The 14,534-nt window shown below is 52.8% G+C and carries 12 protein-coding genes; 9 read left to right on the top strand and 3 right to left on the bottom strand.

The features are described 5' to 3' along the window. Window positions 1-134 precede the first annotated feature (134 nt). Window positions 135-1,436 carry an MFS transporter gene (locus tag EOS98_RS18145; protein ID WP_000017195.1) on the top strand — a complete coding sequence of 434 codons (1,302 nt, stop codon included), beginning with the start codon at window positions 135-137 and terminating at the stop codon, window positions 1,434-1,436. A gap of 35 nt (window positions 1,437-1,471) precedes the next feature. On the opposite strand, the gene dapD is transcribed toward EOS98_RS18145, so the two are convergent. From dapD to map, 3 genes are all read right to left on the bottom strand, one after another. Continuing rightward, entirely contained in the window at window positions 1,472-2,296 is an 825-nt protein-coding gene (dapD, locus tag EOS98_RS18140) for a 2,3,4,5-tetrahydropyridine-2,6-dicarboxylate N-succinyltransferase (RefSeq protein WP_001186673.1), read from the bottom strand. 29 nt (window positions 2,297-2,325) lie between these two features. After that, the gene (gene glnD, locus EOS98_RS18135) at window positions 2,326-4,998 is read right to left on the bottom strand and encodes a bifunctional uridylyltransferase/uridylyl-removing protein GlnD (protein ID WP_001094519.1); all 2,673 of its coding nucleotides are present in this window, start codon (window positions 4,996-4,998) and stop codon (window positions 2,326-2,328) included. A 237-nt stretch (window positions 4,999-5,235) separates the two neighbouring features. Then, complete coding sequence (gene map, locus EOS98_RS18130; RefSeq protein WP_001018214.1) at window positions 5,236-6,030, bottom strand: type I methionyl aminopeptidase; 795 nt, start codon at window positions 6,028-6,030, stop codon at window positions 5,236-5,238. 450 nt (window positions 6,031-6,480) lie between these two features. Between map and rpsB the strand changes: the two genes are divergently transcribed. The 8 genes from rpsB to rseP all read left to right on the top strand — a co-directional run bounded on the left by rpsB (window position 6,481) and on the right by rseP (window position 14,532). Beyond that, entirely contained in the window at window positions 6,481-7,206 is a 726-nt protein-coding gene (gene rpsB / locus EOS98_RS18125; protein ID WP_000246886.1) for a 30S ribosomal protein S2, read from the top strand. Between the two features lie 257 nt (window positions 7,207-7,463). Continuing rightward, window positions 7,464-8,315 (top strand): translation elongation factor Ts, encoded by an 852-nt coding sequence (tsf, locus tag EOS98_RS18120; protein ID WP_000808106.1) that lies wholly within the window; start codon window positions 7,464-7,466, stop codon window positions 8,313-8,315. Between the two features lie 144 nt (window positions 8,316-8,459). Further along, window positions 8,460-9,185, top strand: coding sequence for a UMP kinase (gene pyrH / locus EOS98_RS18115; RefSeq protein ID WP_000224567.1), 726 nt, complete (start codon window positions 8,460-8,462; stop codon window positions 9,183-9,185). Window positions 9,186-9,331: 146 nt separating this feature from the next. Then, complete coding sequence (gene frr, locus EOS98_RS18110; protein WP_000622423.1) at window positions 9,332-9,889, top strand: ribosome recycling factor; 558 nt, start codon at window positions 9,332-9,334, stop codon at window positions 9,887-9,889. A gap of 141 nt (window positions 9,890-10,030) precedes the next feature. Further along, a complete protein-coding gene (ispC, locus tag EOS98_RS18105; protein WP_000811905.1) occupies window positions 10,031-11,227 on the top strand; it encodes a 1-deoxy-D-xylulose-5-phosphate reductoisomerase in 1,197 nt (398 codons plus the stop codon). 312 nt (window positions 11,228-11,539) lie between these two features. Next, complete coding sequence (ispU, locus tag EOS98_RS18100; protein ID WP_000947413.1) at window positions 11,540-12,298, top strand: (2E,6E)-farnesyl-diphosphate-specific ditrans,polycis-undecaprenyl-diphosphate synthase; 759 nt, start codon at window positions 11,540-11,542, stop codon at window positions 12,296-12,298. 12 nt (window positions 12,299-12,310) lie between these two features. Beyond that, window positions 12,311-13,168, top strand: a complete 858-nt coding sequence (gene cdsA / locus EOS98_RS18095) for a phosphatidate cytidylyltransferase (protein WP_000922419.1) — start codon at window positions 12,311-12,313, stop codon at window positions 13,166-13,168. Between the two features lie 11 nt (window positions 13,169-13,179). Next, complete coding sequence (gene rseP, locus EOS98_RS18090) at window positions 13,180-14,532, top strand: sigma E protease regulator RseP (RefSeq protein WP_000949017.1); 1,353 nt, start codon at window positions 13,180-13,182, stop codon at window positions 14,530-14,532. Window positions 14,533-14,534 lie beyond the last annotated feature (2 nt).

Below are 14,534 nucleotides of genomic sequence, written 5' to 3'. Positions count from 1 at the left end.
TCATGAGCAAAAGGGCGGCGGTTATTGATAGCTTAAGTAATTCAACGCGATATTCCGTTTATAGAGAAAGCGTTTGAGGTCAGTGTGGAAAATTGACCGGAGGCAGTGGTCGATAACCTTGAGAGGCGGAGTCTATGTCCGGAACGTATAATGCTACTATTCGCCGGGTGGTGGTTTCCGCCTGGATAGGAAACTCCATTGAATATTATGATTTTCTATTATACGGCCTGGCAAGCGCGCTGGTATTTGGCCCGCTTTTTTTCCCTGGCGCCAGCCCATTGACTGCAACGTTATCTTCTTTTGCCAGTTTCGGCGTGGGATTTATTTCCCGGCCGCTGGGCGCGCTATTTTTTGGCAACAGGGGAGATACGCTTGGGCGTAAAAACACGTTATTAATCACGTTAGGGGGGATGGGCGCGGTCACGTTTCTCATCGGTTGCCTGCCTTCTTACGCCAGTATTGGCGCGCTGGCGCCTGCTTTACTGGTTATTCTGCGTTTTCTACAGGGATTTATGGTTGGAGGCGAATGGGGAGGCGCCATGTTGATGGTCGTGGAATATGCTGCTGGAAAGCACCGGGGGCGGTTAAGCGCGCTATCGCAAACAGGAGGACTCACGGGACAATTATTGGCGACAGGCGTATTTATAGTCGTGACCCAATTACCGCAGGAGGCGTTGTTATCGTGGGGATGGCGTATTCCTTTTCTGCTCAGTGCGCTTTTGGTGTTGCCTGGATTATATATGCGTCATCGTCTGGATGAGACGCCTGTCTTCCGTGCGTTTAAAAAGCAGCAGGCCATTAATCATAGGCAGCAAAGAGAAGAAAGGCCGGTGGTCAAAGTAGTACGAGAACAATGGCGCAGCATTTTGCTGATTATAATTCTGCGTTTTGCGGAAAGCGTTCCCTTTTTTCTTGCTACCGTCTTCGCGGTTTCCTGGGCGACGACGCAGCTTGGGATTGCCAGCCTGACTATTCTGTACATTGTAATGTTCACCTGTCTGCTGGCGTATCCCATGCACGTACTATTTGGCATCATGTCGGATCGGCGTGGCTGCCGTCAGGTGTATATTTTCGGCGCGCTTTTTGTCGCGGCAATGGCTTTTCCCTTTTTCTGGCTGCTGGAAAGCCGTTCGCTCATACTGATGACAATGGGCTACGTTCTGCTTATTAACATTGGTCATAATTCACTGAATGCTGTGCAACCTTCTTTTTTCGCCGGACTGTTTCATCCGCCTGTACGCTACAGCGGTTCATCAATTGGCGCTCAGTTGGGGGCGGTTGTGGCAGGGGGATTCACGCCGTTTATCGCTAAAGCGTTAAGCGCAGTCTATGATAACAGTTGGACTTTGGTTGCCGGTTATGTCGTTTTAACTGCGCTGGCTTCGGCGTTTGCGGCAAAGATTGCGCCGGAAACCGTGTTACCGCATTCGCCGTAATGCAAAGGGGGCTGTCGCCCCCACTTTTCACTCGCTTAATCAATAGTGCGCAATAATTCGTTAATGCCCACTTTACCACGCGTTTTGGCGTCGACTTTTTTCACGATTACCGCGCAGTACAAACTGTACTTGCCGTCTTTTGACGGCAGGTTGCCGGAAACGACCACGGAGCCCGCCGGTACGCGGCCATAGTGAACTTCACCGGTTTCGCGATCGTAGATTTTGGTGCTCTGGCCGAGGTATACCCCCATGGAAATGACGGAACCTTCTTCGACAATGACGCCTTCCACGACTTCAGAACGCGCGCCAATAAAGCAGTTGTCTTCAATGATGGTCGGGTTAGCCTGCAGTGGCTCCAGTACGCCGCCGATACCCACGCCGCCGGAAAGGTGAACATTTTTACCAATCTGCGCGCAGGAACCCACCGTCGCCCAGGTGTCAACCATGGTGCCTTCGTCAACGTAGGCGCCGATGTTAACGTAAGACGGCATCAGCACGGTGTTGCGGGCGATAAATGCGCCCTGACGAACGGCCGCAGGCGGAACGACGCGGAAGCCTTCTTTCTGAAAACGCGCTTCGTCGTAATCAGCGAATTTCATCGGGACTTTATCGAAGTAGCGGCTTTCCGCACCGTCGATAACCTGGTTATCGTTAATACGGAAAGAGAGCAGAACCGCTTTCTTCAGCCACTGGTGAGTGACCCACTGACCGTCGATTTTTTCTGCGACACGCAGCGCGCCGGAATCAAGTAGAGAAATGACCTGGTTTACCGCCTCTCGGGTCACGGTATCTACATTAGCCGGCGTAATATCGGCGCGGCGCTCAAAAGCGGTCTCAATAACGTTCTGTAGCTGCTGCATTGTTAAACTCTTTCATATAAATAAACACACTACCCTTTATCGTTTGGATTGAGGGCCGCTGTCAACCGTTGTTGCACCTCAAGTTGCAGCACATTATTAAGTGCGCGCCGATCCGCTGTGGCGATTATGAATAAATCTTCTACTCGTTCACCAATGGTTGTAATTCGGGCGCCATGAAGCGAAATTCCCAGATCGGCAAAAATTTGTCCGACCCTGGCCAGCAGACCAGGTTGATCGAGCGCGATCAATTCCATGAATGATTTTCTGTCGGTATGGGTGGGCAGAAAATTGACTTCCGTTTCGACCGTAAAGTGCCGTAACTTTGCCGGTTGCCGACGCGGCTGCGGCGGCTGCCAGCTACGCTGCGTAATGGTTTGTTCAAGACCGGTGCGAATAACGTCATGGCGATCCGCCGCCAGCGGGCTGCCGTCTGGTTCCAGAACGATAAACGTATCCATTGCCATGCCGTCGCGAGTGGTAAAGATCTGCGCGTCATGGACGCTTAAATTACGCCTGTCCAGCTCGGCGCAGACGGCGGCAAACAGATAGGGTCTGTCCGGACTCCAGATAAAAATTTCGGTTCCGCCGCGCGTGGCCTGCGGACTGAGCAACACTAACGGTTGGCGCAGATCGTGCTGCAATAAATGGCGTGCGTGCCAGGCGAGCTGATTTGGACTATGACGAACAAAATAGTTAGCGCGACAGCGGGTCCAGATTTTGTGCAGCGCGGCTTCATCAATATTGTCCATTCGCAGCAGCGCCAGCGCCTGAAGCTGATGGTGACGCACGCGCTCACGCATATCCGGCGTATTTTGCATTCCACGTCTGAGCTGTTTTTCAGTGGCGAAGTACAGCTCGCGCAGCAGGCTCTGTTTCCAGCTATTCCACAAGGTTTCGTTGGTCGCGCAGATGTCCGCGACGGTCAGGCAGACCAGAAAACGCAGCCGTGTTTCGGTTTGCACCTCTTCGGCGAACTGCTTGATGACTTCCGGATCCTGGATGTCGCGGCGCTGGGCGGTGACTGACATCAGCAGGTGTTGGCGCACCAGCCAGGCGACCAGTTGCGTTTCGCGTGAGTTCAAACCGTGCAGTTCGGCGAAGGTGAGTACATCCTGCGCGCCCAGTACCGAATGGTCGCCGCCGCGTCCTTTCGCAATATCGTGGAACAGCGCGGCGATCAGGATCAGTTCCGGATGGGGAAGCCGCGGCCAGAGATCGACGCATAGCGGATGGCGCTGGCGCGTCTCTTCTTTTGCAAAGCTCTCCAGTTTGAGCATTACGCGGATAGTGTGTTCATCCACCGTGTATGCGTGGAACAGGTCAAACTGCATTTGTCCGACGATGTGCGACCACTGCGGCATATAAGCCCACAGTACGCTGTGGCGATGCATGGGCAGCAGGCCGCGGCTGACCGCGCCGGGATGGCGTAGCATACTAAGAAACAGAGTGCGCGCCTCCGGGATGTAACACAGCGGTTGGCTCAGGTGGCGGCGGGCGTGGCGCAAATGGCGTAACGTCGTAGAGTAAATGCCGGTGATCGCGCTATTGCGCACCATCATATAAAACATGCGCAGGATCGCTTGCGGTTCGCGGATAAACAGCGTGTCGTCACGCAGATCAATGAGCGTGCCGCGCAGTTGAAACTCATCGTCAACAGGACGCGGTTTTTCATCCGCAGGCAGCGCCAGAATCGCCTCGTCAAATAGCTGAAGCAGCATCTGATTAAGTTCGCTCACCCGGCGCGTAACCCGGAAGTAGTCTTTCATCATCCGCTCAACCGGATCATTGCCCTCGCCGCTGTAGTTAAGGCGTTGAGCGACGCTTAACTGGCGGTCGAACAGCAGGCGGTTATCGTAGCGGCTGACCACCAGATGTAGCGCAAAGCGAATGCGCCACAGGATATGCAGGCATTCGTTGAGCTCCGCGCGCTCAGCCGGGGTTAAAAAGCCGAATCCCACCATCTCATCGAGCGAGGTAGCGCCGAAGTGACGTCGGGCGACCCACTGTAACGTATGGATATCGCGCAGGCCGCCGGGGCTGCTTTTAATATCCGGCTCCAGATTATAGCTGGTGCCGTGATAGCGCTGGTGGCGCTGGTTCTGCTCTTCTACTTTGGCGGCGTAAAATTTGTCGGACGGCCAAAAACCTTCGCTGAAAATATGTTTTTGTAGTGCCAGAAACAGAGCGACATCACCGATCAGCAGGCGCGTTTCGATGAGGTTTGTCGCAACGGTTAAATCAGACAGACCTTCCAGCAGACACTCTTCCAGCGTACGTACGCTATGCCCGACATCCAGCTTGACGTCCCATAATAAAGTCAGCAGTTCGCCGACCTTTTGCGCCTGTTCATCGGGCAGCTTTTTGCGGCTTAAAATGAGCAGATCAATATCGGAAAGCGGATGCAGTTCGCCGCGTCCATAGCCGCCGACGGCGACCAGCGCCAGATCGGCAATCTGACCGAAACCGGCCTCAATCCACAGGCGTTGCAACAACTGGTCGATAAATTCGGTTCGGGCTTCAATAAGCTGTTCAGCACAAATGCCGCTGTCAAATGCCTCCCCCAGCCAGTGTTGAAAGATGTCGATGCGGGCTTTGATACCGGCGACGGTCAGTTCAGCGCGTGGCCAGACGCCAGGGTTTTGCGGCTGGTCAGGGAGGGTGGGGAGTGCGGTATTCGCGTGCTGTTCAGGAAGAGTATTCATATGCGCCACCCATTAAAAAGCCGGATGGTGGCGTGAACGCCTTATCCGGCCTACGTATTTACTCTTCATCCTTCAAGTTGCTTCTACGTTGGCTGCGCTCGTTCACTCCAGTCACGTACTTATGTACGCTCCTGAAGATTCACTCTCTTGCCGCCTTGAGGCAACTCGAATGATTTTGAGTAAAGGTGTAATTTGTAGGCCTGATAAGATGCGAAGGCATCGCCATCAGGCAAAACATTATTCGTCGTGTGTGATGATCGCCGGGATGGTGTCATCTTTACGCAGCGTCAGAATTTCACAGCCGTTTTCCGTTACCACAATAGTATGCTCGTACTGAGCAGACAAGCTGCGGTCTTTGGTTTTTACCGTCCAGCCGTCTTTCATGGTGCGGATACGGTAATCCCCGGCGTTCAGCATCGGTTCAATGGTAAAGGTCATGCCAGGCTGCAACACGACGCCGCCATCGTCTGCATCATAATGCAGCACCTGCGGTTCTTCATGGAAGCCGCGACCAATACCGTGTCCGCAGTATTCACGTACCACGGAGAAACCTTCGCCTTCGGCATATTTCTGGATGGCGGCGCCAATGGTGCGCAGGCGGATGCCCGGTTTCACCATTTTGATGCCCAGATACAGGCTCTCTTGCGTGACGCGGCACAGACGCTCGCCCAGAATGGTCGGTTTGCCGACGATAAACATCTTCGAGGTATCGCCGTGGAATTCATCTTTAATCACGGTCACGTCGATGTTGACGATATCACCATCTTTCAGATGTTTAGCGTCATCCGGAATGCCGTGGCACACCACTTCATTAATAGAGATACAGACGGATTTCGGATAGCCGTGGTAGCCGAGGCAGGCGGAGATCGCGTGTTGTTCGTTAACGATGTAATCGTTACAGATACGGTCCAGTTCGCCGGTGGTGACGCCCGGTTTGATATACGGTTCGATCATTTCCAGCACTTCGGCTGCCAGACGGCCCGCGACGCGCATTTTTTCGATGTCTTCAGATGTCTTGATAGAGATAGCCATGAATTCTGTCCATCAGTGCCGATGATTTCGGCAATAATTGTGTAAGTGCTGACAATGGTATCAGTCAGGGGTGTACCCTGCCAAATTGAGAATCATTCTGAACTTCGCCTTTCGTGCCACAGGTGCGTTGGCGACATTTTTTCACCCCAGTCACTTATTGGCCGTAAGCTCCCGGGGATGCAAAAATTTGCCGCCTGCCTGTAACACGAAATTCATCGTTCAATTCAGCATTGAGTGCCAACAATTATTGGTGTCGGTGGCGTATTTGTGGTATAAAGCGCGCCGGACTTCCGATCCATTCGAAGACTACACACGATGGACGGGAGCGACAAATCTCACTTTGTGTAACAACACACACGTATCGGCACATATTCCGGGGTGCCCTTTGGGGTCGGTAATATGGGATACGTGGAGGCATAACCCCAACTTAATCTATAGAGGTTTTAAATCATGGCAACTGTTTCCATGCGCGACATGCTCAAGGCTGGTGTTCACTTTGGTCACCAGACCCGTTACTGGAACCCGAAAATGAAGCCTTTCATCTTCGGCGCGCGTAACAAAGTTCACATCATCAACCTTGAGAAAACTGTACCGATGTTCAACGAAGCTCTGGCTGAACTGAACAAGATCTCTGCTCGTAAAGGTAAAATCCTTTTCGTTGGTACTAAACGCGCTGCAAGCGAAGCGGTGAAAGAAGCTGCTAACAGCTGCGACCAGTTCTTCGTGAACCATCGCTGGCTGGGCGGTATGCTGACTAACTGGAAAACAGTTCGTCAGTCCATCAAACGTCTGAAAGACCTGGAAACTCAGTCTCAGGACGGTACTTTCGAAAAGCTGACCAAGAAAGAAGCGCTGATGCGTACTCGTGAGCTTGAGAAACTGGAAAACAGCCTGGGCGGTATCAAAGACATGGGCGGTCTGCCGGACGCTCTGTTCGTTATCGATGCTGACCACGAGCACATTGCTATCAAAGAAGCGAACAACCTGGGTATCCCGGTATTTGCTATCGTTGATACCAACTCTGATCCGGACGGCGTTGACTTCGTTATCCCGGGTAACGATGACGCAATCCGTGCTGTTAGCCTGTACCTGGGCGCTGTCGCTGCAACCGTTCGTGAAGGCCGTTCTCAGGATCTGGCTTCCCAGGCGGAAGAAAGCTTCGTAGAAGCCGAGTAATAAGGCTTGATAACTCCCTAAAATAGTTCGAGTTGCAGGAAGGCGGCAAGCTCGAGAATTCCCGGGAGCTTACATCAGTAAGTGACCGGGATGAGCGAGTGAAGGCAACGCGCCTGCGGCTCGAAATATGAAGGGGAGAGCCCTTATAGACCAGGTAGTATCACGTTTGGTTAGGGGGCCTGTATATGGCCCCCTTTTTCACTTTTATATCTGTGCGGTTTGATGCCGGGCAGATCAAATCTTTCGAGGATTTTAGAATGGCTGAAATTACCGCATCCCTGGTAAAAGAGCTGCGTGAGCGTACCGGCGCAGGCATGATGGATTGCAAAAAAGCGCTGACTGAAGCGAATGGCGACATTGAGCTGGCAATCGAAAACATGCGTAAGTCCGGCGCTATCAAAGCGGCGAAAAAAGCAGGCAACGTGGCTGCTGACGGCGTAATCAAAACCAAAATCGACGGCAACGTCGCTTTCATTCTGGAAGTTAACTGCCAGACTGACTTCGTGGCTAAAGATGCTGGCTTCCAGGCATTTGCTGACAAAGTGCTGGACGCCGCTGTTGCTGGCAAAATCACTGACGTAGAAGTTCTGAAAGCACAGTTCGAAGAAGAGCGCGTTGCCCTGGTAGCGAAAATCGGCGAGAACATCAACATTCGTCGCGTCGCTTCCCTGGAAGGCGACGTTCTGGGTTCTTACCAGCACGGTGCGCGCATCGGCGTTCTGGTTGCCGCTAAAGGCGCTGACGAAGAGCTGGTTAAACAGCTGGCGATGCACGTTGCGGCAAGCAAGCCGGAATTCGTTAAGCCGGAAGACGTGTCTGCTGACGTGGTAGAGAAAGAGTACCAGGTACAGCTGGACATCGCGATGCAGTCCGGTAAGCCGAAAGAAATCGCAGAGAAAATGGTTGAAGGCCGCATGAAGAAATTCACCGGCGAAGTTTCTCTGACTGGTCAGCCTTTCGTCATGGAACCGAGCAAATCTGTTGGCCAACTGCTGAAAGAGCACAACGCTGACGTGACTGGCTTCATCCGCTTTGAAGTGGGCGAAGGCATTGAGAAAGTCGAGACTGACTTTGCAGCAGAAGTTGCTGCGATGTCTAAGCAGTCCTGATTTTCCTGAGGAGCCGCCTGAGGGCGGCTTCTTTTTGCGCCTCTCTTGTAAAATCAGCCGACGCCTGGCGTCTGCGCTGAAATGCGACGTACAATGTCGCCGGAATTAACTCATATCAATCGTTGACAGTCTCAGGAAAGAAACATGGCTACCAATGCAAAACCCGTCTATAAACGCATTCTGCTTAAATTAAGCGGCGAAGCTCTGCAGGGTACGGAAGGCTTCGGTATTGATGCAAGCATACTGGATCGTATGGCTCAGGAGATCAAAGAACTGGTTGAACTGGGTATTCAGGTTGGTGTGGTGATTGGCGGTGGTAACCTGTTCCGTGGCGCGGGTCTGGCAAAAGCGGGGATGAACCGCGTTGTGGGCGACCACATGGGCATGTTGGCCACCGTCATGAACGGCCTGGCAATGCGTGATGCGCTTCACCGCGCCTATGTGAACGCCCGCCTGATGTCGGCAATTCCTTTAAACGGCGTGTGCGACAACTACAGTTGGGCCGAGGCGATTAGCCTGCTGCGTAATAACCGTGTTGTGATTCTGTCTGCAGGTACGGGTAACCCGTTCTTCACTACCGACTCTGCGGCCTGTCTGCGCGGGATCGAAATTGAAGCGGATGTCGTACTGAAAGCGACCAAAGTGGATGGCGTATTCACTGCCGATCCGGCAAAAGATCCTTCCGCGACCATGTACGATCAGCTGACTTACAGCGAAGTGCTGGATAAAGAGCTGAAAGTGATGGATCTGGCGGCGTTCACGCTGGCTCGTGACCACAAACTGCCGATTCGTGTTTTCAACATGAACAAACCAGGCGCGCTGCGTCGTGTGGTGATGGGCGAAAAAGAAGGGACGTTAATCACGGAATAATTCCCGTGAGCGCCAAATACGGGTAAGATTCTGTTCTATTGACGGGTCTTATTACCTGGCAGAAATTAAACGAGACTATACTTAGCACATCTTTGTATTGTGTGACCGTCTGGTCTGACTGAGACTAGTTTTCAAGGATTCGTAACGTGATTAGCGATATCAGAAAAGATGCTGAAGTACGCATGGAAAAATGCGTTGAAGCGTTCAAAACCCAAATCAGCAAAGTGCGCACGGGTCGTGCTTCTCCCAGCCTGCTGGATGGTATTGTCGTAGAATACTATGGCACTCCGACCCCGCTGCGCCAGTTGGCAAGCGTAACGGTAGAAGACTCCCGTACCTTAAAAATTAACGTGTTTGACCGTTCTATGGGGCCAGCCGTTGAAAAAGCGATCATGGCGTCAGACCTCGGTTTGAATCCAAGCTCTGCGGGCACCGATATTCGCGTTCCGCTGCCGCCGCTGACCGAAGAACGTCGTAAAGATCTGACGAAAATTGTCCGTGGCGAAGCGGAGCAGGCGCGTGTCGCCGTTCGTAACGTCCGCCGTGATGCGAACGATAAAGTAAAAGCTCTGCTGAAAGATAAAGCGATCAGTGAAGATGACGATCGTCGCTCTCAGGAAGAAGTACAGAAAATGACCGACGCGGCAATTAAGAAAGTTGATGCGGCGTTGGCAGATAAAGAAGCAGAACTGATGCAGTTCTGATTGATCTGTACGCAGATATAAACTCATTCCACCGCTAAACCTGGCGGATGAGTGGTGTACAAAGCGCCGCGCAGAAGACATTATCAGGTCTCCTGTGCGGCGTTTTGCTTTTTATTCCGTTTCAACACTTCTGGACGTTTCATGAAGCAATTAACCATTCTGGGCTCGACCGGCTCTATTGGTTGCAGCACACTGGACGTGGTGCGCCATAATCCTGATAGCTTCCGCGTTATCGCGCTGGTGGCGGGTAAAAATGTCGCCCGCATGGCGGAGCAGTGCCTGGAGTTCTCGCCGCGTTATGCCGTGATGGACGATACGTCGAGCGCAGAACAGCTCAAAATAATGCTTCAGCAGCATGGCAGCCGCACCGAGGTTCTGAGCGGTCAGCAGGCTGCCTGTGAGATGGCGGCGCTTGATGAGGTCGGGCATGTGATGGCGGCCATTGTGGGCGCGGCTGGTTTACTGCCGACCCTGGCGGCGATTCGCGCAGGGAAGACGATTCTGCTGGCGAATAAAGAATCGCTGGTGACCTGCGGGCGGCTGTTTATGGACGAAGTAAAACGCAGCAACGCCCGGCTTTTACCCGTCGATAGCGAACATAACGCGATTTTTCAGAGTTTGCCGCAATCTATTCAGCATAATCTGGGATACGCTGACCTTGAGCAAAATGGCGTAACGTCGATTTTGCTTACCGGGTCTGGTGGCCCGTTTCGTGAAACGCCAATGTGCGATCTGGCAGCGATGACGCCGGATCAGGCATGTCGTCATCCGAACTGGTCGATGGGGCGAAAAATCTCCGTCGACTCCGCCACCATGATGAATAAAGGTCTGGAATACATTGAAGCGCGTTGGTTATTTAATGCCAGCGCACGTCAGATGGAAGTGTTGATCCATCCGCAATCGGTCATTCATTCGATGGTGCGTTATCAGGACGGCAGCGTTCTGGCGCAGCTTGGAGAACCTGACATGCGTACGCCTATTGCGCATACGATGGCATGGCCGAATCGCGTCACGTCCGGCGCGCAGCCGCTTGATTTTTGCAAACTCAGCGCGCTGACGTTTAGCGCGCCAGATTATCAGCGTTATCCGTGCCTGAAGCTGGCGATGGAGGCGTTTGAGCAAGGTCAGGCGGCAACGACGGCGCTCAATGCGGCAAACGAAATCACCGTTGCCGCGTTTCTGGCGCAACAGATTCGTTTTACCGATATCGCCGGGCTCAATTTAGCGGTGCTGGAGAGGATGGATTTACAGGAACCGGCAAGCGTTGAGGACGTATTGCAGGTTGACGCCATCGCGCGTGAAGTAGCCAGAAAACAAGTGATACGGCTCTCACGCTGACGATTATCCCGCGACAGAAGATCGTGCTATTTGTTAGCGTTGGGCTTCGGTGATATAGTCTGCGCCACCTGATCGCAGGTTTTTGGCTTTTTTCGGTCAGGTTAGCCGTGGTTTTACACGGCTTTTTTGTGGATACACAAAATCATTCAGGACGCATCGGGACGGCAGGCGAATACGTTCCCGGCGTGCGCAGACAGCGCACGACAGGGGCGATGACGCGCAGTCATCCGCGAAGCGAACCGAAGAGAATGTGTATAAAGGCTTCAGTATTCCTGAGTACCGCTAAATCCTTTCAGGGACAAAAAACGCGTTATGTTGTCTGCAACTCAACCAGTAAGCGAAAATTTGCCAGCACATGGCTGCCGTCATGTTGCCATAATTATGGATGGCAATGGTCGCTGGGCGAAAAAGCAAGGGAAGATCCGGGCCTTTGGGCATAAAGCCGGGGCGAAGTCCGTCCGGCGAGCGGTCTCTTTTGCTGCCAATAACGGTATTGATGCGTTAACGCTGTATGCCTTTAGTAGTGAAAACTGGAACCGACCGGCGCAGGAAGTGAGCGCGTTAATGGAGCTGTTTGTGTGGGCGCTGGATAGCGAAGTCAAAAGCCTGCACCGCCATAACGTTCGCCTGCGTATTATCGGCGATATCAGCCGATTTAACTCACGTTTACAAGAACGTATTCGCAAATCAGAAGCGCTTACCGCCCATAATACGGGTCTAACGCTGAATATCGCTGCGAATTACGGCGGACGTTGGGATATTGTCCAGGGAGTCCGACAACTGGCGGAACAGGTGCAGGCTGGAGTGCTGCGCCCCGATCAGATTGATGAAGAGAGACTAGGCCAGCAAATCTGTATGCATGAGCTGGCGCCTGTGGATTTAGTAATTAGGACTGGGGGAGAGCATCGCATTAGTAACTTTTTGCTTTGGCAAATTGCCTATGCCGAACTTTACTTTACGGATGTTCTTTGGCCCGATTTCGATGAACAAGACTTTGAAGGTGCGCTGCATGCCTTTGCTAATCGAGAGCGTCGTTTCGGCGGTACCGAGCCTGGTGATGACAAAGCCTGATGGGGGTTGCTTTTGCTGAAGTATCGCCTGATTTCTGCTTTTGTGTTAATACCCGCGGTCATCGCTGCGCTTTTTTTATTGCCGCCGGTGGGGTTCGCCATTATTACGCTGGTTGTCTGTATGCTGGCCGCGTGGGAATGGGGACAGTTAAGCGGTTTCGCCGCGCGTTCACAGCGGGTTTGGCTGGCGGTGCTGTGTGGTCTGTTATTGGCGCTGATGCTATTTTTGTTGCCTGAGTATCATCACAACATTCGTCAACCGCTGGTTGAGATGTCGCTTTGGGCATCGTTAGGATGGTGGATTGTCGCGCTACTGCTGGTGCTATTTTATCCCGGTTCGGCGGCAATCTGGCGCAACTCAAAAACATTGCGTCTCATTTTCGGTTTGTTAACTATTGTGCCATTTTTCTGGGGCATGCTGGCGCTGCGCGCCTGGCACTATGACGAGAATCATTACAGTGGCGCAATATGGCTACTCTATGTCATGATCCTGGTCTGGGGAGCGGACTCTGGCGCGTATATGTTTGGTAAATTGTTTGGCAAACATAAGCTGGCGCCGAAGGTTTCCCCGGGTAAAACCTGGCAAGGGTTTATCGGCGGGCTTGCTACGGCTGCCGTGATCTCATGGGGTTACGGTATGTGGGCGAATCTGAATGTTGCGCCTGTTATCTTGCTGATTTGCTCTGTGGTGGCGGCTCTGGCTTCTGTACTGGGCGACCTCACCGAGAGTATGTTTAAGCGCGAAGCAGGAATTAAGGATAGCGGCCACTTGATTCCAGGCCATGGCGGCATTCTGGACCGAATTGACAGCCTGACGGCTGCCGTACCGGTCTTTGCTTGCCTGTTGTTACTGGTGTTCAGGACGCTCTAACGGAAGGTTTTATGCTGAGTATTCTCTGGAATCTGGCTGCATTCATCATCGCACTGGGCGTGCTGATCACTGTGCATGAATTTGGTCATTTCTGGGTTGCCCGGCGCTGCGGTGTGCGAGTTGAGCGCTTTTCCATCGGTTTTGGCAAAGCGCTCTGGCGTCGTACCGATCGGTACGGCACCGAGTATGTCATCGCCCTGATCCCGCTGGGCGGCTACGTCAAAATGCTGGATGAGCGCGCCGAACCGGTAGCGCCGGAATTGCGTCGTCACGCCTTCAATAACAAAACGGTGGGCCAGCGCGCCGCAATTATTGCCGCAGGTCCGGTTGCGAACTTCATTTTTGCTATCTTTGCTTACTGGCTGGTCTTTATCATCGGCGTCCCTGGCGTTCGTCCGGTCATTGGCGAAATAACGCCCAACTCGATTGCTGCGCAGGCGCAAATTGCGCCTGGTACGGAACTTAAAGCCGTTGATGGTATCGAAACCCCTGATTGGGATGCCGTGCGTTTACAACTGGTGTCCAAAATTGGCGATCAGCAGACGACGGTGAGCGTCGCGCCGTTTGGTAGCGACCAGCGGCAGGATAAAACGCTTGATTTACGTCACTGGGCATTTGAGCCTGATAAGCAAGATCCTGTATCTTCTTTAGGGATTCGGCCCCGCGGGCCACAGATTGAACCGGTACTGTCAGAAGTGCAGGCGAATTCCGCAGCCAGTAAAGCGGGTTTGCAAGCGGGCGACAGGATCGTTAAAGTCGATGGTCAGCCGTTAACGCAGTGGATGAAATTCGTGACGTTTGTACGCGATAATCCCGGTAAGCCGTTAGCGTTAGAGATTGAAAGGCAGGGGAGCGCCTTGTCGTTGACGTTAACGCCGGATACGAAATCGGTTAACGGAAAGGCGGAAGGGTTTGCAGGCGTGGTGCCTAAAATTATTCCTCTGCCGGAAGAGTACAAGACTATACGCCAGTATGGGCCTTTTAGCGCCATCCTCGAAGCCACGGATAAGACGTGGCAGTTGATGAAGCTGACGGTCAGTATGCTGGGTAAATTGATAACCGGTGATGTGAAACTGAACAACCTCAGTGGGCCGATTTCTATCGCTCAGGGGGCTGGGATGTCAGCGGAGTTCGGGGTGATTTATTACCTGATGTTCCTTGCGCTAATCAGCGTGAACTTAGGGATAATTAACCTGTTTCCGCTGCCCGTTCTTGACGGGGGTCATCTGCTGTTCCTGGCGATTGAAAAGCTTAAGGGCGGGCCGGTATCCGAGCGGGTTCAAGACTTTAGTTATCGCATTGGCTCGATTTTGCTGGTGTTGTTAATGGGGCTTGCACTTTTCAATGATTTCTCTCGGTTGTAAGA

It is taken from the genome of Salmonella sp. SSDFZ69 (genome assembly GCF_004010755.1).
Taxonomy (GTDB): domain Bacteria; phylum Pseudomonadota; class Gammaproteobacteria; order Enterobacterales; family Enterobacteriaceae; genus Salmonella; species Salmonella enterica.
Note: the sequence above shows the minus strand (reverse complement) of the source record. Positions and strands in the feature narration are given on the sequence as shown.

Excerpts from the sequence above, each read along its gene's own strand:
- EOS98_RS18145 (WP_000017195.1), top strand. The coding sequence starts at position 135 with ATGTCCGGAACGTATAATGCTACTATTCGCCGGGTGGTGGTTTCCGCC.
- dapD (WP_001186673.1), bottom strand. The coding sequence starts at position 2,296 with ATGCAGCAGCTACAGAACGTTATTGAGACCGCTTTTGAGCGCCGCGCC.
- glnD (WP_001094519.1), bottom strand. The coding sequence starts at position 4,998 with ATGAATACTCTTCCTGAACAGCACGCGAATACCGCACTCCCCACCCTC.
- map (WP_001018214.1), bottom strand. The coding sequence starts at position 6,030 with ATGGCTATCTCTATCAAGACATCTGAAGACATCGAAAAAATGCGCGTC.
- rpsB (WP_000246886.1), top strand. The coding sequence starts at position 6,481 with ATGGCAACTGTTTCCATGCGCGACATGCTCAAGGCTGGTGTTCACTTT.
- tsf (WP_000808106.1), top strand. The coding sequence starts at position 7,464 with ATGGCTGAAATTACCGCATCCCTGGTAAAAGAGCTGCGTGAGCGTACC.
- pyrH (WP_000224567.1), top strand. The coding sequence starts at position 8,460 with ATGGCTACCAATGCAAAACCCGTCTATAAACGCATTCTGCTTAAATTA.
- ispC (WP_000811905.1), top strand. The coding sequence starts at position 10,031 with ATGAAGCAATTAACCATTCTGGGCTCGACCGGCTCTATTGGTTGCAGC.
- ispU (WP_000947413.1), top strand. The coding sequence starts at position 11,540 with ATGTTGTCTGCAACTCAACCAGTAAGCGAAAATTTGCCAGCACATGGC.
- rseP (WP_000949017.1), top strand. The coding sequence starts at position 13,180 with ATGCTGAGTATTCTCTGGAATCTGGCTGCATTCATCATCGCACTGGGC.